At 58.7% G+C, this 16111-nt stretch carries 15 protein-coding genes, 1 tRNA gene, 1 pseudogene and 1 other annotated feature; of the genes and pseudogenes, 7 read left to right on the top strand and 10 right to left on the bottom strand.

The window, feature by feature from the left end:
• Positions 1-2: 2 nt before the first annotated feature.
• Complete coding sequence (locus CTT34_RS02535; protein WP_159340918.1) at positions 3-617, bottom strand: TetR/AcrR family transcriptional regulator; 615 nt, start codon at positions 615-617, stop codon at positions 3-5.
• A 189-nt stretch (positions 618-806) separates the two neighbouring features.
• On the opposite strand from CTT34_RS02535, the gene CTT34_RS02530 reads away from it, so the two are divergent.
• Both CTT34_RS02530 and CTT34_RS02525 read left to right on the top strand, forming a co-directional pair.
• Entirely contained in the window at positions 807-1493 is a 687-nt protein-coding gene (locus CTT34_RS02530) for an SOS response-associated peptidase (RefSeq protein ID WP_159340916.1), read from the top strand.
• Positions 1493-4336 (top strand): insulinase family protein, encoded by a 2844-nt coding sequence (locus tag CTT34_RS02525; RefSeq protein ID WP_159340914.1) that lies wholly within the window; start codon positions 1493-1495, stop codon positions 4334-4336. The genes CTT34_RS02530 and CTT34_RS02525 overlap by 1 nt, the downstream gene beginning before the upstream one ends.
• Before the next feature lie 12 nt (positions 4337-4348).
• On the opposite strand, the gene sbcB is transcribed toward CTT34_RS02525, so the two are convergent.
• The 4 genes and pseudogenes from sbcB to minC all read right to left on the bottom strand — a co-directional run bounded on the left by sbcB (position 4349) and on the right by minC (position 7930).
• Complete coding sequence (gene sbcB / locus CTT34_RS02520; RefSeq protein ID WP_159340912.1) at positions 4349-5842, bottom strand: exodeoxyribonuclease I; 1494 nt, start codon at positions 5840-5842, stop codon at positions 4349-4351.
• 128 nt (positions 5843-5970) lie between these two features.
• A complete protein-coding gene (gene minE / locus CTT34_RS02515) occupies positions 5971-6222 on the bottom strand; it encodes a cell division topological specificity factor MinE (RefSeq protein WP_016915987.1) in 252 nt (83 codons plus the stop codon).
• Positions 6219-7036 (bottom strand): annotated as a pseudogene (gene minD, locus CTT34_RS02510) (septum site-determining protein MinD). The gene minE and the pseudogene minD overlap by 4 nt, the downstream one beginning before the upstream one ends.
• A 156-nt stretch (positions 7037-7192) precedes the next feature.
• Positions 7193-7930, bottom strand: coding sequence for a septum site-determining protein MinC (gene minC, locus CTT34_RS02505; protein ID WP_159340910.1), 738 nt, complete (start codon positions 7928-7930; stop codon positions 7193-7195).
• 181 nt (positions 7931-8111) lie between these two features.
• Here minC and CTT34_RS02500 point away from each other — a divergent pair, with 181 nt between their 5' ends.
• Positions 8112-10919 (top strand): DUF349 domain-containing protein, encoded by a 2808-nt coding sequence (locus tag CTT34_RS02500; protein WP_159340908.1) that lies wholly within the window; start codon positions 8112-8114, stop codon positions 10917-10919.
• 105 nt (positions 10920-11024) lie between these two features.
• On the opposite strand, the gene phbB is transcribed toward CTT34_RS02500, so the two are convergent.
• Positions 11025-11771, bottom strand: a complete 747-nt coding sequence (gene phbB / locus CTT34_RS02495) for an acetoacetyl-CoA reductase (protein WP_159340906.1) — start codon at positions 11769-11771, stop codon at positions 11025-11027.
• A 276-nt stretch (positions 11772-12047) separates the two neighbouring features.
• Here phbB and CTT34_RS02490 point away from each other — a divergent pair.
• Positions 12048-12124: transfer RNA gene (locus tag CTT34_RS02490), tRNA-Met, on the top strand.
• A 164-nt stretch (positions 12125-12288) separates the two neighbouring features.
• Here the strand turns inward: CTT34_RS02490 and CTT34_RS02485 are convergent.
• The gene (locus CTT34_RS02485; protein ID WP_159340904.1) at positions 12289-12510 is read right to left on the bottom strand and encodes a helix-turn-helix domain-containing protein; all 222 of its coding nucleotides are present in this window, start codon (positions 12508-12510) and stop codon (positions 12289-12291) included.
• Between the two features lie 151 nt (positions 12511-12661).
• Here CTT34_RS02485 and CTT34_RS02480 point away from each other — a divergent pair, with 151 nt between their 5' ends.
• From CTT34_RS02480 to CTT34_RS02470, 3 genes are all read left to right on the top strand, one after another.
• Positions 12662-12901: a hypothetical protein gene (locus CTT34_RS02480; RefSeq protein ID WP_008958743.1), complete on the top strand. Its 240-nt coding sequence runs from the start codon at positions 12662-12664 to the stop codon at positions 12899-12901.
• Entirely contained in the window at positions 12894-13061 is a 168-nt protein-coding gene (locus tag CTT34_RS02475; RefSeq protein ID WP_159340890.1) for an Arm DNA-binding domain-containing protein, read from the top strand. The genes CTT34_RS02480 and CTT34_RS02475 overlap by 8 nt, the downstream gene beginning before the upstream one ends.
• A 47-nt stretch (positions 13062-13108) precedes the next feature.
• A protein-coding gene (locus CTT34_RS02470) for an IS3 family transposase (protein WP_159340751.1) occupies positions 13109-14325 on the top strand; the annotation gives its coding sequence in 2 pieces (ribosomal slippage) (positions 13109-13394 and positions 13394-14325; 1218 coding nt in all).
• Positions 13384-13500 (top strand) — a sequence feature (AL1L pseudoknot). It overlaps the preceding gene by 117 nt.
• 203 nt (positions 14326-14528) lie before the next feature.
• On the opposite strand, the gene CTT34_RS02465 is transcribed toward CTT34_RS02470, so the two are convergent.
• Genes CTT34_RS02465 through CTT34_RS02460 form a run of 3 tightly spaced genes read right to left on the bottom strand, consistent with a single transcriptional unit; the run spans position 14529 to position 16096 of the window.
• On the bottom strand, positions 14529-15191 hold the full coding sequence (locus CTT34_RS02465; RefSeq protein ID WP_227404218.1) for a RodZ family helix-turn-helix domain-containing protein: 663 nt from the start codon (positions 15189-15191) through the stop codon (positions 14529-14531).
• Positions 15192-15222: 31 nt separating this feature from the next.
• Positions 15223-15345: a hypothetical protein gene (locus tag CTT34_RS18550; RefSeq protein ID WP_264478602.1), complete on the bottom strand. Its 123-nt coding sequence runs from the start codon at positions 15343-15345 to the stop codon at positions 15223-15225.
• Positions 15346-15361: 16 nt separating this feature from the next.
• A complete protein-coding gene (locus CTT34_RS02460) occupies positions 15362-16096 on the bottom strand; it encodes a HupE/UreJ family protein (RefSeq protein WP_217352979.1) in 735 nt (244 codons plus the stop codon).
• Positions 16097-16111 lie beyond the last annotated feature (15 nt).

Here is a 16111-nt window from a genome sequence, read left to right as displayed (position 1 = left end):
TGTCACGTCGCTGCCCCCCGGTGTCGTAACCCGGCCAGCACGGTGCTCATGAGTTGATCCAACAGCTCATCGACCTTGAGCTGCTGCCCCTGCCAGTAGCCAAGCCGCTCGTTCAACCCCAGCTGCACCAAGCCGTGAACGCTGCCCCACAGCGTGCGGCCAAGGCGGCGCGCTTCCAGATCGTCCAGAACGGGCTGGTACTGCTTTAACGACGTTTCCACCTGGGTAAACAGGGCTTCGATGAGATCGCTCTGACGCTGGTCCAGCTCGCCTTCCTGAGCCAGCGGGTAGTCGAACAGTAGCTGCCAACGGTAGCAATCCTGCTCGGCGAATCGCCAGTAAGCGTGGGCCAGAGAGCGCAACCACGGCTCGGGGTCGTCTTCGGCCAGGCTCGTAATGGTGTGCTGCAAACGTGCGAGGGTTTCGACGTTGACGTGCTGCAATAAATTGTTAAAGCTGCCGTAGAGTTTTAGCAGCGTACTGGGCGCGCAGCCCACCTCTCTGGCCAAAGCACGCAGTGATAAACCATGGACTGGCTGCTTAGCCAACCACTCATCACAAGCGTGCATGACCTGCGCGTGGAGGGCATCGGGCGCATGCTGTCTAGGACGGGCCATGGCGATCTCTTCAGGTCAACGGCAAACAGGGAAGAATGCCTCCTCGCGCTTTAGCGTGAGCAAGGTATACGATAGGATACCTTACATCGAACACTGTTTTCGACACTAAAACGCCACATTTAACGTATTACGACTTCCCTTTGCCATTTTGCATCAGCGCCGCAGGTATCGCGCCTAAAGGAGACCGGCATGACGGGACGCCTACACGTACAGCGCCTATCGCTCGCCCGCCTTGCGCCCAACCTCAAAAGCACTGCTTCGCTCATCGAGTCTCCCAACTTAGCACCGCGCCAGCCCGTGTCGGCCCTTCGTCTAGAGCAAGGGCAGTTGACCCACACGCCGCTCTTTTGGGGGCTGACGCCGCCGTGGCTCAAGGTTCTCGACCACGCCCCGCACTGCGCGCGGGCGGAAACGCTCAGCAAACGCGCCATGTTCCAGGAGGCCTTCAGTGCGCGGCGCTGCGTGATTCCGGTGAGCGGCTTTTACGTGTGGAAGCCCCAGGCACGCAGTAAGCAGCCGTTTTTGGTGACCCACGTGAATCGCACCCCGCTGCTGCTCGGCGCGCTTTGGTGCCGTTATCACACCACGCTGACCGCCTTTACCGACTCGACGGCGCTGATCAGCGTGCCTGCGAATGCCTGCCTATCGTCGCTCACCGATCGCTTACCGGTGATCCTTCCACCAGAGGCGCTACACCAATGGCTAGACCCCAACACGGACGTTGCGTCGCTGACACCGCTTTTGGTGCCCGCCCCGCTGGAACTGTTGGGCGCTTTTCCGGTATCAAAGCATGTGAATAACCCTGCCTACCAGTCACCCTCTTGCGCGCACCCTACGGGGCCAATGCTGCGCTGGACCGTGTCACAGGAGCCGTAATGTTGCCCACTATGTCTGTTATTCCGCCTCGCCTGCAGGCAAGGCGCGCGGTTGTTGGCCTGACCATCGGCCTGCTCTTGGCGCCCGCCACTCCCCTCTGGGCAGAAGAGAGCCCGGTCGCCGAGGCCATTACCCCGACCATCAGCCCTTTCGATGACCGCGACTACCGGGTCATCACCCTCGATAATGGCCTACAGGCGCTGCTGGTCAGCGACCCCGATGCCGACAAGGCCGCCGCGTCCATGAACGTGCGGGTCGGCAGCGCGCAGGATCCCGACGACCTCCAGGGCTTGGCCCACTTTCTGGAGCACATGCTGTTTTTGGGCACCGAGCCCTACCCCCAGTCGGATGCCTACCAGCAATACATTTCCGACAACGCAGGCTCTCATAACGCCTTTACGGCTCAGCAGGACACCAACTACTTTTTCGATATTGAGCCTTCAGCGCTGCCCGGCGCACTAGACCGCTTTAGCGAGTTTTTCCTCTCGCCGCTGTTCAATGCCGACCATCTGGAGAGCGAACGCAACATCGTGCACTCCGAGTACATGGCGCGCATTCGCGATGAGTCGCGGCGTGAGAACGACGTGCTGAATCAACTGCTCAACCCGGAGAACCCCACCACCGGCTTTGCAGTGGGCAGCCGAGACACGCTGGCAAACCCGCCCGAAGGCGAGGCAACGCTGCGCGAGCGGGTGATCGACTTCTACCACCGCTACTACGATGCCAACGTGATGAACTTAGCGGTAGTAGCCCCCCAACCGCTCGACGAACTGGAAGCCTTAGTGGTGGAGCGGTTTGCCGATATTCCCGATCACGACTTGAGCGCCCCTACGATTGACACGCCACTGATCGACCCCGACACCCTGCCGCGCTATATCGAGCGCCAGTCGCTGCAGGATCGTCGCCAACTGCGCTTCTACTTCCCCGTTCCTGACCCTACCGACGAGTATCGCACCAAGCCAACTCAGCTCATCGCGCATTTACTGGGCGATGAGGGCGACGGCAGCCTGCTGGCCGTGCTGCGTGAGACGGGCTTGGCCGACGGGCTCTCTGCGGGCGTGGGGCGCGGCGATGGCAATGAGGCGCTGTTTACCGTCTCCATTAGCCTGACGCCCGCAGGTGCCGAACGCCTCGACGACATCGAAGCCACGCTGTTTGCCGCGGTCGAGCAGATTCGGGCAGAAGGGCTGGCCGAGTGGCGCTACGACGAGCAAAAAAGCCTCAGCGAGCAGGCGTTTCGCTTTCAGCAGCACGGCGCTCCTCAGCAAGAGGCTACCCGCCTAGCCATGAGCCTTTCGCGCTACCCGGTCGAGGACGTGCAATACGCCGCGTACCGCATGGACGGCATGGATAGCGAGCGCCAGCAGCGCTACCTGGACGCCCTAACGTCCGACAACATGCTGCGCGTCTACTCCGCGCCGGACGTAGAGAGCGACACCGTAACCCCCTGGTTCAACACTCAGTGGAAAGAGCAGCCGCCCACCACGACCGGTCAGGCCTTGGACGGTCTCGCGCTTCCCGAGCCGAACCCCTTCATTGCCAGCGACCTCACCCTTCAGGCGGGCCAGGACGAGCAGCCTTCGACACTAATCGAGACGCCCACGTTTACCGCTTGGCACATGCAGGACAGCCGTTTCAATACGCCCAGCGTGGAGTGGCGGGTGAGCCTGCAGCATCCCAGCGCTAGCTACTCGGCAGAAGAAGCGGTACTCATGCGTCTGTTGGCAGGCTGGCTGAACGACAGCCTCAACGAGTCGCTTTACCCCGCGTGGCTTGCCGGGCAGTCGTTTAGCGCATACGCCCACGCGCGCGGTATGACGCTGTCGTTTTCTGGTTGGCGGGATGGCCAAACGCCGCTCATCGAGCAAGCCATCGAGCAGCTTCAGCAGGCGGATATCTCTGCTGGCGCCTTTGAGCGGGTGCGCTATCAGCTACAGCGGGAGTGGCGCAACGCGCCACGCGCGTCGTTGACCGGCCAAGCCAGCCGAGCCCTGGGTGAGGCGCTGCTCTCCCCGCAGTGGTCGACGGACGAACTGCTGGCCGCCAGCCAGCGGCTTGAGAAGCATCATCTGGAAGATTTCCGCGAGCGTTTCCTCGATGCTCTTTACATCGACGCCATGGCCGTGGGTAACCTGACTGCCGACCAGGCACGGGAGCAGGCCAACCTTATTCGCGGCGCACTGACACCCCGCTTAACGCGGGATGACATTCCCCCTCTGTCGCCATTGGAGGCGAGCGAGGAGCCAACGGTACTTCACCCCCATAGCACCCGTGAGGAGTCACTGGTACTGCGCTACCTGCAGGGACGCGACACCAGCATCGACGAGCAGGCGCGCCTGAGCGTGCTCGTCCAATGGCTGGACACGCCGTTCTATCAACAGCTGCGTACCGAGGAGCAGCTTGGCTACATCGTCAACGCGGGCTATTCACCGCTGCTGGAAGCGCCGGGCATTGGCCTGGTCGTACAGTCACCGGATGTGGATAGCGGCACCATTGCCGAACGAATGGACGCTTTCATGGCAGCCGCCGGTGAGCGTCTCGAGACACTGAGCGATGAAGAGCTGGCGGCCCACCGGCAAGCGGTTCATGACCGCCTGCTCCAGCGGGATACCAGCCTGCAGGGCATGGCTAACCGCTATTGGCAAGCCACCGCACTGGACGAGGTACGCTTTGACCGTCAGGCGCACATCGCACAGCGGGCACTCGAGGTCAGCGTCGAAGAGCTACAGGCGTTGTGGCCCTCGCTGCTCGCTCACCCGCTAGACATCCGATTCAACCCGGGCGATGCACCCAGCGACATCGGCGCTTACCGTGAGACGCTCGCGCCCTTCGACCCACGCTAACCGCTCGCCAGCTCAGGCATCGAACGCCTGGGCTGGCATCATGGCTTCGACGAACATCACCAGCTCTTCGAGAATCTGCCGCTCATGATCGGTGAGCGGCTGCTGATTGTAACGCTCGATTTCCCGGGCAAATGCTTTAAGCGTAAAACCCGATAGCGCCGGGTCATTCATGCGCATCCAACGAAACGCCTCCCACTGCTCACGCTCTTCGCCCTCTAGGGTGTCCGGGTAACTGCGGGCGCGAAAGCGAAACAGCATCTCTTCCAGGCGCGGGTCTTGAAAGGCAAAGCGTTGGCCCACCAAGTCCCAAGGATCCATCGCCAGCACCCGCTCCATCTGCTGGCGATCGGCAGCGGAGAAAAAGCTACCGGAATAGAGCATTAAATCGGGGTCTTGTGGCGACTCTTCATAGCCGCCGCTAAACACCTCCGCCACCTTCTGCGCCACGCCGCTGGCCTCGCGCAGGGTTTTCCAGTGCCCTCGGCAGGCGGCGATATCAATCCCCAAGCGCGCCACGATCGCGCCGTACTCGCCTTTCTGCTCGCCCTCCACGTCTTTCAGCACCGTGGCTGGAAAGATCACCGGGCAGCGGTTGATATGAATGACTTTGAGCGGGATGCGCGCCTCCCCTTCAGAAAGATCCTGCTGGCTGACGAACACCCGCTCACGAATCTGCTCGGCGCTGAGCGACAGCAAATCGCCGGGGTCGACGCTCAAATCGTACACGATCACCCCGTTAGGGTTGGTAGGGTGCTCCGCCAGGGGCATCACCAAGGCGCTACAGCCTCGGCTGGCCGGGTAACGGCGGGAGATGTGCAGCAGCGGTTTGGCGCTGGGGAGATCGAGCTGCTTGGCCACCGCGCGCTTGCCGCGCAGGCCGAGCAGGTAATCGAACAGTTTAGGGTTACGCGCTTTCAACAGCCGCGCCAGCGCGATGGTGGCGCGCACGTCGGCCACCGCATCGTGGGCGCCCTCATGGGCGATGCCGTTCGCCGCAGTGAGGTGCTCCAGTTTAAAGCTGGGCGCACCATCTTCCCGCAGGGGCCATTCGATGCCCTCTGGGCGCAGCGCATAGAACGCCCGCACCACGTCGATCAAATCCCAGCGGGAGTTGCCGTTTTGCCACTCACGGGCGTAGGGATCGAGCAGGTTACGATAAAACAGGTGGCGGGAGACTTCATCATCGAAACGCAGGCTATTGTAGCCGGCCACGCAGGTGCCGGGCTCGCTCATGGCGCTCTGTACCTGGCGCGCGAACTCGGCTTCGGGAAGCCCACGACGCTGCGCTTTTTGAGGCGTGATGCCAGTAATTAGGCAGGCGGCGGGGTGCGGCAGGTAGTCATCGGCGGGCTTACAGTACAGCTCGATAGGGTCGCCGATTTCATTGAGGTCGGCATCGGTGCGTAATGCAGCAAACTGAGCGGGCCGATCGCGACGCGGATCGGCACCAAAGGTCTCATAATCGTGCCAGAGAAAACTGGCAGGGGCGGCATTCGGTGGCGCCATGGATGCAAACTCCCTTGAGCGTGACAGCCCACCCATGCGCCGTAACATCTTTCGCTGGATGGGAACAAAAGCCCAAGACTAGCACACCCGCGGCGCTTCTCGCCGCCCCTCACCGTGCTCGTGTACGCTTAGCTTTTGGGCAGCGTCACGTTGAGCTCCAGCACCGAGCAGTTATCTTCGCTATCCAGCGAAATTTGAATGGCGTCGTCGTCCACATGCACATAACGACGAATCACTTCGAGCAGTTCGCGCTCAAGCAGCGGCATGTAGTCAGGCTGACCACGCTGGCTACGCTGATGCGCCACGATGATTTGTAACCGTTCTTTGGCCACCGAGGCGGATTTCTTGCGCTCACGCTTCAAGAACTCCAGCAGTTTCATCGACGACTACCCCCAAACATCCTGCTCAGTAATCCTTTGCGCTGCATCTCATGGAAGCGCAGCGGCATCTCCTCTCCCAGCAGGCGTGACACGGTATCGGCATACGCTTGACCGGCATCGCTCGAACCATCGTGAGTGACGGGCACCCCTTGGTTAGAGGCACGCAGTACGGCTTCGGATTCGGGAATCAGACCCAGTAGATCGATCGCGAGAATCTCGCGAATATCGTCCAGCGTCAGCATGTCGCCGGAAGTGACACGGGCAGGGTTGTAACGGGTAATCAGCAGGTGCTCTTTTACCGGGTCAAGCCCCTGCTCGGCACGCTGGGTTTTCGAGCCTAGAAGTCCCAGGATACGGTCTGAGTCACGTACCGACGAGACTTCCGGGTTGGTCACGACGATGGCTTCGTCGGCGTAGTACATCGCCAACTGCGCACCGCGTTCGATACCGGCGGGAGAGTCGCACAGGATGTAGTCGAAGTCGTCTTTCAACTGCTCCAGGATCTTCTCGACCCCCTCTTGGGTGAGCGCGTCCTTATCCCGGGTTTGCGAGGCTGGCAAAATGAACAGATTCTCAACGCGCTTATCGCGGATCAGCGCTTGATTCAGCCCCGCCTCGCCTTGAATCACGTTGACCAGGTCGTACACCACCCGACGCTCGCAGCCCATGATCAAATCCAGGTTGCGCAATCCTACGTCGAAGTCGATCACCACCGTCTTCTTGCCACGCAGCGCGAGCCCTGTCGAAATCGCCGCGGCGCTGGTGGTTTTACCGACCCCCCTTTACCTGAGGTCACAACTATAATTTTGGCCAAGAGTCACTTCCTTCTTGAAGTCGTTCATTGCGAGCGCGATCGCGTGGCGCTGCCCGCATAACGGGAACATCAATGTCATCAAAACAGCACACTGTAACGGATCGCAGCGGTGGCGTCGCTAGGCAAGAAGCACTAACCGGCACTCCCTCATGCGGCTTACCCCAGCGGCTTAATATCTAACTGTTCTTTAATAAAATGGACTTCGGCTGCCCGCCCTAATAGCTGGGAGTCGATATCCTCCAGCCGTTTGTAATTACCCGCTACGGAGAGCAGCTCGGCCTCCAGCTCGCGGCAGTAAATACCTGCCTGGGTATTCCCATGAATGCCGGCCAACGCGCGGCCACGCAAGGCCCCGTACACGTGAATACTGCCTGCGGCCAGCACCTCTGCGCCGGCGTTGACCGCACCGATCACGATCAAATCCCCCTCGGCGGCGCTCACTTGCTGGCCGGACCGCACCGTCCCCCGGTACAGCCGGGTGGCTCCCAAACCGCTCGTCTCCGGTTCGCTGTCGACCTCGTCGGGGTCGGCAAAGGGCTCGACGCTTTCCAACGCACGGGCTCGCCCCTCTTCCACGGGGGCAAACCAGCCCAGCCCCAGCGCCCACGCCGACTGACGAATCGGCTCGGCACCGCCACGGACGGCCACGGGTAACAGCTTGTGATCACGGCATACTGCGCAGATCCGCTCCAGGGCGAGGTGCGGCTCATCGAGTTTTTCCACGCTAAGCACAACGGGTGTATGCTGAAAGAACGCGGGAGATTGCGACAGTTTGCCAGCAAGCTGCCGCCGGATACGCTCCGGGTCAGCGCTCGTCAACTCCATGACGGTCATCGGCAGCATGCCGCCCTTGAAGGTGAAGGCTACGTCGGCACTGTTGGCGTTGAGGCTCATGGCCGAACTCCATGTCATGTTCAGGTAAGATAAGGGTAGCGCAATCTCGCGCCTTGCGGGGTGGCCGGCTGGAAAACTCACCGCGCAACGGCAAAGCTAAGCGACAGCGACGAGGACTGCAACCGCCTGCTCATCGATGTCTGATTTTTTTCACGTTCCGCACCTCACAGCAGGATGATCCATGCACGGACTGTTACGACGCCTGTTCGCTCCTCGGTGGCAACACCCCGATCCCGAGGTGCGCCGCAAGGCACTTCAATCCCTCGACCCGCAGCATTCAGAGCAGCGGGAGGCCCTTCTGTCTCTCGCTGGCGACAGCGACAGTAGCATTCAGCTCGCGGCCCTGCTCGCGCTCGACGATATCGACAAACTGCTGGCCGCCTATCCGCAGCATCACGAGGACGAAGCGTGGTTCAATGCCGTGTGTCAACGCCTCACCGGTGCCGAGGGCCATATCGACCTACAGCAGCGCCAAGCGCAGGTAGCCCTGCTGAGCGACCAGCGACTGCTCAACGCGATTGCCCTGCAGGGCGATAACCTGGGGCTGCGGCTCACTGCCGTTGAACAGTTGCACGATGAAGACGATCTCGTCCACCAGGCGTGCCACAACAGCGTGGCCGCGGTACGCCATCAGGCCGCGCAGCGTATTAGCGGTGAGGCGTCGTTCAAGCGGTTATTGAAAGAGGCGCGGCGTGATCGCCAGGTCATGCGCTACGCCAAGGAGCAGCTCACCCAGCGGCGCAACGACGAACAGTGGCTCGAAGAGCAGCAGGCCCAGCGCGAGCACCTATTGAACCAATTAGAGCAGCACGCGCGTGCGCCCTGGGAGCCGCTTTACGGTGGTCGCCTGCGCCACTTGGAGCGCGAGTGGCAGCAGCTCAGCCATTCACCCAGCCTCAGCCAGGAGCAGCGCTTCCATCAGGCCATGCTGAGTTGCCGCAAAACCCTGCACGATCACGATACCCAGGAGCAGGCGCGTCAACAAAGCCTCGCTCGCCGTGCCGAAGCGGAAAGCACTCGCGACCATTTATTAGAGGGGTTAGAAGAGACCCTGGAAGGGCTGGCCCACGCCGACGAACTGACCGCCCAGGATATCGACAGCCTGCGCGCCCAACGCCAGCTCTTAGGCCAGCGCTGGCAGGCGCTGTCCGATCTCCACCCCCCTAACGACACCACTCAGCAGCGTTACAGCCAGGCGCTGGCGCAGTACGAACAGAGCATGGAGGCGTGGCAGCGCTGGCAATCGGAAAGCCTCGCCGTGGAGCATGCCCTGGCCAACAGCGATGACCAAGCGCTAGCCAAGCATGTCAAAGCGTGCCGCTGGCCCGAGACACTGACGCCGCCCGCGCTGCTTGCCCAGGCGCAAAAGCAGCTGGCTACCCAGCCAGTGGCAGCCACCCCCACCGGAGCGTCGCTCAACGCGTTAGAAGCGGAGCTCGATAATTTCGAGCACTTGCTGGAGCGCGGCGCGTTCAAGAGCGCCAGCCGCCTCCATCAACGTTTGAAGCCGACTCTCGATGCCCTTACGGGCGAGGAGGCCAAGCCGCTCAAGCGTCGCTTGAAACATCTTGGCGCGCGGCTTGCCGAGCTGCGCGACTGGCGCGGTTTTGTGGCAGGCCCCAAGCGTGAGCAGCTCTGCGCGAGTATCGACGCTCTGGCCGACGACCCCCACATGGCCGAATCAGCGCTGGACCGTCATCATCGCCAACTGGTGAAAGAGTGGAAGGCGTTAGGCGATGCGGCGGCCAATAAAGAGCAGTCCGCGCGCTTTCGGGCAGCGTCCGATCGTATCCATGAGCGTCTCGCGCCCTGGCGCGCCCAGCTCGATCAAGAGCGCGACGCTAACCTGCGCGGACGCGAAGCGCTCTGTGAGCAGCTCGAAACGCTACTGGCTCAGCCCGCCGAGGACGCCGACCCCGACGTGCTGCGGGAGATTCGTGACAAAGCGCGCCACCAGTGGCGCTACTACTCACCCGTCCCCCGGGAGCACGCCGAAGCCATTGGCCGCCGCTTTGGGGCGATTCGCCATCGCCTGCAAGCGCTGATCGACCAGCGCGCCGAGCAGATTGCTGCGCAAAAGCGCGCACTGATCGAGCAGGTCCAAGCGCTACAGAACGATACCGAGCAGTCGCTGACAGCGCGCATTGCACACACCAAGCGGCTACAGCAGCAGTGGCGTTCACTAGGGCGTGCGCCGAAGGGCGATGAGCAAGCGCTTTGGAAGACCTTCCGCAGCGCCTGTGACCAGCTCTTTGCGCAGCGCGACGCTCAAAAACATGAGCAAGCCGCTCGTCAGCAGCAAACGCTTGACCAGCTTCAGCGCCTCATCGACGACATGGATAGCTGGCAACCCACACACGCCGACGAGTCCGAGCGGCTGGACGCCTACCTAGCCAGCCTTCAGCAGCTAGAGCCGCTGCCCCGCAACCGCCGTAGCGACGGCATGCAGAAGCGGCTTGGCGGCATCGTACGCGCCAAACGCGAACGCTTGAGCCGCCTTGAGGTCGTCGACAAGGTACAGCAGTGGCACGCCCTCCTGCCCCTGATCAATGCGCACCTAGCGGCCGACCATCAGGCGCTTAGTGGTGGTCATCCAGCGCCGGTGGACGCCAATAGCGAGCTGTCCACACCGCTGCCCGCAACGTATGGCGATGCGCATCAACGGCGAAACGAGGCTCGCTCGTCTACCACGCTGCCTCTCTCCAGCGAACAGCAGGGCGACGTCGAGGAGCAGTTGGCTCGACTGCGGGTGCATCTATCGCTGCTTGCCCTAGGCAGCGTTAAGCAGCGAGACGAGCCGCTGCGGCTTGCCATTCAGGTAGAGCGCTTGAATAACGGCCTGAACGCCGAACGCAGCAAAGCGGACGAACTGGAGGAAGTGCTGGTCGACCTGTTGGCCCTCGGCCCCATGCCAAACTGTCTTTGGCAGCAAGAGGTCAACGAATTGGACAACCTACTGGGCCGCCTAGCGCGCCCACCGCAGCCCTAATCGTAGCCCTCAATAGGTGAGCGTCACATAGCAAACGGGAGGCAGATCGCCTCCCGTTTTGCGTTCTCTTTCTTGTGGAAAGAGCCCGTGTCAGATGGCTTGGGCCTAGCCCATGAATTGGCCACCGTTGATATCGATGTTAGCCCCTGTAATGAAACCTGACTCTTTATCGGCCAGGAACGTCACCAAGCGGCCGATCTCTTCGGGAGTGCCGTAGCGCTTGACCGGGATCGTTTCACGAATCGCTTCGCGCACCTGCTCCGGAATTTTCATGATCATATCGGTGGCGATGTAGCCAGGCGAAACGGTGTTTACGGTAATGCCCTTCGTGGCCGTTTCTTGCGCCAACGACATGGTCAAGCCATGCATGCCCGCTTTGGCTGCGGCGTAGTTCACCTGACCGAACTGGCCTTTGCGCCCGTTGATGGAAGAGATGTTGATGATGCGACCGTAACCGTTCTCCAGCATCATTTCGATGACGCTGCGGCAGGTGTTGAAGACGCTGTTCAAGTTGGTATCGATGACTTGATACCACTGCTCGTAGGACATTTTTTTCATGGTGCCATCGCGAGTGATACCGGCACAGTTGACCAGCACGCTGATCGGACCATGCGTTTCATGGATCTCACGGGCACCTTCGACGCAGGCATTGTGGTCGGATAAATCAACACCCGACAGCGCGATGTTGTTATAGCCGTCGGCTTGTTGTGTTGCCAGCCAGGTCTTGGCCTTGTCGGGATTGTGATACCCCGCCACGACCAGATAACCCGCATCCGCCAACGAACGGCAAATTGCCGTCCCGATTCCACCAGTTCCACCAGTTACCCAGGCGACGGGGGCTTGATTGGCCATTGACTACCTCCCTGATATGACAAATGGCTTGGACCTTAAGCACTGTTATGGCGTCGCAAGCCATTCTGAATAAGCGCTTTCGCGCTTCTTTCACTCACAGCACGCCGCTTGTTCTATTGGGCGACACACCGACAGTAAGCTTTTTATTATGCCTATTGGAAGCATAGCTTTACTCTTTCAATGTTGCAGCACGATGAAGCTGACCGCCAGCAAGGAAACGTTTCATGGCAGGGGTTGACTTAGCGTCAAAAATACGTAGAATACGCCACACGTTGATGCGGGGTGGAGCAGTCTGGTAGCTCGTCGGGCTCATAACCCGAAGGTCATCGGTTCAAATCCGGTCCCCGCTACCAATATTTTGAAAGGCAGATCAGTTACTTACTGATCTGCCTTTTTTATTTCTGTTCGTCTGCAAACTTCCTGTGACACATCTGTGACGTATATGTGACACATTCGCTCCGTTGCTTACGTGCGTAATTTATTCTTGCGACCTTCAGTCAACTACTGGCAGTATTAATCAACTCTCATTTTTCTCATGGTTTTTTTGAATTTCTAGCAAATCACCCACCTCACAACTGAAAAGCTTGCATAGCTTATCCAGTGCATCCAGCTCGATTCGCTGAGCGGTTTCTTTATAAAGAAGCGTAACAGTATTGCGGTTAAGACCTGTTTCACGCGCAACATCCACGATCTTCATTTTGTGCTCACCCATCAAGCGCGCGAGATGACAACGAACCATCAAAATCTCCTGTAAATGCTTTTTGTCATCCTGAATGGCAAAAAATGCTTGCAAATGGTATTTTGCTGTCTAAAATGTCATTCAGGATGACATTCTGATACTTGGAATGCCTTTTAGTCACGCAGAATACCACTCCTTCTGGAGGTTTTCGATGGATTCATCTTATACCTATCTCACGACCGAAGAGCTTGCCCAGCGCATCAAGTACGACTGCCGCACTATCCGACAGCAGCTAAAAGACAGCGTCCTTATCGAGGGCACCCACTACATCAAGCCATTTGGCCGACGGAAAATTTTGTTCTTGTGGGAAGCCGTTGAAAAAGAAATGCTGAAAGCCGCTCATGGCAACATTTCGATTCCGATGGCAAATGGAGGCTATAGCCATGGGTAAGGTTCGCCAACGAAAAGAGACGGGTAAGCTCTATCTGGATTTTTTCTACCAAGGCCTGAGGTTACGTGAGCAAACTGCACTGAAAGACACGCCTACTAACAGAAAAAAAGTGGAGCAATTACTGGCAAAGGTAGAAGCAAAGATTTTGCTAGATGATTGAACCGCCCCGGCTTTACCGGAGACTCCATATCTTGAGAGGATGGAGTTATGAACTCACCAAAACGATATTCCCCAGAAGTCCGGGAGCGAGCTGTTCGATTAGTCCTTGAACAGCAAGGCGAATACCCGTCCAAGTGGGCGGCGATCTGCTCCATTGCCAGCAAGTTCGGCTGTACACCAGAGACTTTGAGAGCCTGGTGCAAACGCACAGAACTCACGCAGGAAAACAGCTCGGTTAACCTGCCTGAAAATGAACGACTCAAGCAGCTAGAGCGTGAAAACGTCGAATTGAAGCGCGCTAATGAAATTCTCCGTAAGGCGGCTGCTTTTTTCGCCCAGGCGGAGCTCGACCGCAAACCCAATTGATGGTGTCATTTATCGACGAGCATCGTGCTCAGTTCGGGGTCGAGTCGATTTGTAGTCAACTGCCAATCGCCCCATCGACGTATTACCACCACAAGGCACTTGAAGCTGATCCTGAACGGCGGGCAGACCGGTATCGACAGGATGCGTTTCTTACCGCTGAGATTCAGCGCGTGTGGGAAGAAAACTTCTGCGTCTACGGTGCCCGTAAGGTCTGGCGGCAACTCCGCCGTGAAGGCGTTAATGTTGCTCGTTGCACTGTAGAACGGCTCATGCGCCGCCTAGGAATTCGCGGCGTGGTGCGAGGCCAACGCCCCTTCACGACCCTCAGTGATCCCGGCCAGAAACGGGCACCTGATTTAGTGAAACGTGACTTTACGGCTATGCGTCCTAATCAGCTTTGGGTAGCCGATTTTACCTATGTCGCTACCTGGTCTGGCTTCGTTTACGTTGCGTTCGTTATCGATGTTTATGCACGCTGTATCGTGGGTTGGCGTGTAGCGACGTCGATGAGAACGGCACTGGTGCTGGACGCTCTGGAGCAAGCTCTGTGGGCACGAAAACACAGACAAGGGTTGATCCATCATAGTGATAGGGGAAGCCAATATCTCTCGATCCGCTACACCGAGCGTATGGCTGACGAGGGTATCAATGCCTCAGTCGGCACCACCGGCGACTCCTACGACAATGCGCTGGCTGAAACCATCATCGGCTTGTTCAAAACGGAGGTGATCCATCATCGTGGCCCATGGAGGGGACTGGATGCCGTTGAGTATGCCACGCTGGAGTGGGTTGACTGGTTCAACAACCGCCGACTGCTGGAACCCATCGGAAACGTTCCACCAGCAGAACGAGAAAGGACGTATTATCGTCAACTGGAAGAGTCGGGTGAAGCTGCTTGACTCAAACAAACCGGTCTCCGGAATAACCGGGGCGGTTCAAGCCTATTTTTAGCTCTGTTATTGAGGGACTCTAAAGTGTAGCACTACTCAAGCAGGGGGTGACGTCGCAAGCTGCAAGTTAATCAATTAAGGCCACTAACGAACACTTTACGCTAGTACAAAGTACGCCTCTAGCACTCAAGAGAACACTAGGGGCTAATCCGTTACAGGGCCTTCACTAACTCGCCGTAATCTCCTCCCACACGCAAGACAATGGTCACGTCGTTGTCATTACGGTTGCGGAAGAACCAGCCATGATTGCCGGTGAAAGCAGCTTCAAGCTCACCTTCATCCTCGGGCACGCCACGGCCTTTCTCATAGCTAATGGAGCTCCCATTGCCATCACCGTGCGTGTCAAAGTTGACGGGGCCACCTTCGGAGACCCAGGCAAAGGTAGCAACTGCCCCTTCTTGCATGGTGAGTTTGTACTCCGTGCCTTCCCCTGGCGTCAGGGTAAAGCTCACCTCATCACTCCATGGAGACGCTTCTTCCGCTTGCGCCATCTGGGAAGCGGCTTCCTCGGAAGCCAATGCTTCCGCCAGCGCCACGCTGGCGTCGGTCATCACCCTTTCAGAATCGGCCGGTGAAGGTGCGACTGGATCACTTGCTGAGGGAGAATTGGCTGTTTGGGGAGCGATCTCTGTCTTGGGCGTCGCAGTCTGAGCATCAGCACCATTTACCGTTGCAGGCTGACTATCACTGACGATCTCTTGAGATGCAGTGGGTTGAGACGCCTGCTGGGCACTGGCTTGATCGTTGGCCTGGTCAAGCTCGGCTTCCTCAGCCAGCTGGGTTTTGATTTCTCCCATCTCAGTCAGCCCCAACATGCGCCCAGCGCCGGTGGGGTCAATGACATACTCAGCAGGGCAGCACGACGGTGATCAGCAAAGCGACGGCAATAACGGCGGCCATCAACGTAGAGCGAAGTAACTTACCCGTTGACGGCAGTTCGGCACGGGTTGGAAGATCAGTGTTATACATCGGGGACTCCCCTTAATTAAGCAATGAAATAGCCGGTCAGTTGATAACCCACCAGCATAAAACCAGCACACATCATGGCGACGTTGGCGGTATACGCGTGGCGTAAGAAGCCAGTAGTACGTCGCCAGAAGCCCATCACAATGAGAATGGCGCTCAATGCCAGTAGCTGGCCGATCTCTACGCCTACGTTGAATGCCAGGAGGTTAGGGACGAGACCATCGGGCGAGATATCGTATTCAATGATCTTGCTCGACAGGCCAAAGCCATGAAACAGACCAAAAACCAACGTGGCTACCTTAGTGTTGGGCTGAAAGCCGAACCAACGCTGATACGCACCGATGTTATCGAGCGCCTTATAAACAACGGAGAGTCCGATGATGGCGTCGATCAGATAGCTATTGATGCCGATATTGAAGTACACCCCTAACAGCATGGTTGCCGAGTGACCGATGGCAAAGAGGCTGACGTAAATGGCGATATGCTGCATTCGGTAGAGGAAAAAGATGATCCCTAACAAAAACAGGATGTGGTCATACCCCGTCACCATGTGCTTGGCACCGAGATACATAAACGAGAGCAGATGAACGCCATAGATCTCCTGGATATAGCCCTTGTCACCTTCAGCCACCGCGTGAGCAAGCGCCTCGCCACTGGCGCCCAGTAGCATTAACAGCAGGGTTAGAAAGGCTAAGGCGTGGCGTCGGTTCATCATAGGCAAGCCGAGCACACCCCTTACTTGGGATGGAAACATGCAACCTCCACGGGT

The sequence above is a fragment of the Halomonas meridiana genome, assembly GCF_009846525.1.
In the GTDB taxonomy this organism is placed as follows: Bacteria; Pseudomonadota; Gammaproteobacteria; order Pseudomonadales; family Halomonadaceae; genus Vreelandella.
The sequence above is the reverse complement of the archived record's forward strand: the minus strand, read 5'-3'. Positions and strand labels throughout refer to the sequence as shown.

Excerpts from the sequence above, each read along its gene's own strand:
- minC (WP_159340910.1), bottom strand. The coding sequence starts at position 7,930 with ATGAGCCTCAACGCCAACAGTGCCGACGTAGCCTTCACCTTCAAGGGC.
- CTT34_RS18550 (WP_264478602.1), bottom strand. The coding sequence starts at position 15,345 with ATGTATAACACTGATCTTCCAACCCGTGCCGAACTGCCGTCAACGGGT.
- CTT34_RS02475 (WP_159340890.1), top strand. The coding sequence starts at position 12,894 with ATGGGTAAGGTTCGCCAACGAAAAGAGACGGGTAAGCTCTATCTGGAT.
- CTT34_RS02460 (WP_217352979.1), bottom strand. The coding sequence starts at position 16,096 with ATGTTTCCATCCCAAGTAAGGGGTGTGCTCGGCTTGCCTATGATGAAC.
- CTT34_RS02480 (WP_008958743.1), top strand. The coding sequence starts at position 12,662 with ATGGATTCATCTTATACCTATCTCACGACCGAAGAGCTTGCCCAGCGC.
- sbcB (WP_159340912.1), bottom strand. The coding sequence starts at position 5,842 with ATGGCGCCACCGAATGCCGCCCCTGCCAGTTTTCTCTGGCACGATTAT.
- phbB (WP_159340906.1), bottom strand. The coding sequence starts at position 11,771 with ATGGCCAATCAAGCCCCCGTCGCCTGGGTAACTGGTGGAACTGGTGGA.
- CTT34_RS02530 (WP_159340916.1), top strand. The coding sequence starts at position 807 with ATGACGGGACGCCTACACGTACAGCGCCTATCGCTCGCCCGCCTTGCG.
- CTT34_RS02465 (WP_227404218.1), bottom strand. The coding sequence starts at position 15,191 with ATGTTGGGGCTGACTGAGATGGGAGAAATCAAAACCCAGCTGGCTGAG.
- CTT34_RS02485 (WP_159340904.1), bottom strand. The coding sequence starts at position 12,510 with ATGGTTCGTTGTCATCTCGCGCGCTTGATGGGTGAGCACAAAATGAAG.
- CTT34_RS02525 (WP_159340914.1), top strand. The coding sequence starts at position 1,493 with ATGTTGCCCACTATGTCTGTTATTCCGCCTCGCCTGCAGGCAAGGCGC.
- CTT34_RS02535 (WP_159340918.1), bottom strand. The coding sequence starts at position 617 with ATGGCCCGTCCTAGACAGCATGCGCCCGATGCCCTCCACGCGCAGGTC.
- CTT34_RS02500 (WP_159340908.1), top strand. The coding sequence starts at position 8,112 with ATGCACGGACTGTTACGACGCCTGTTCGCTCCTCGGTGGCAACACCCC.
- minE (WP_016915987.1), bottom strand. The coding sequence starts at position 6,222 with ATGAAACTGCTGGAGTTCTTGAAGCGTGAGCGCAAGAAATCCGCCTCG.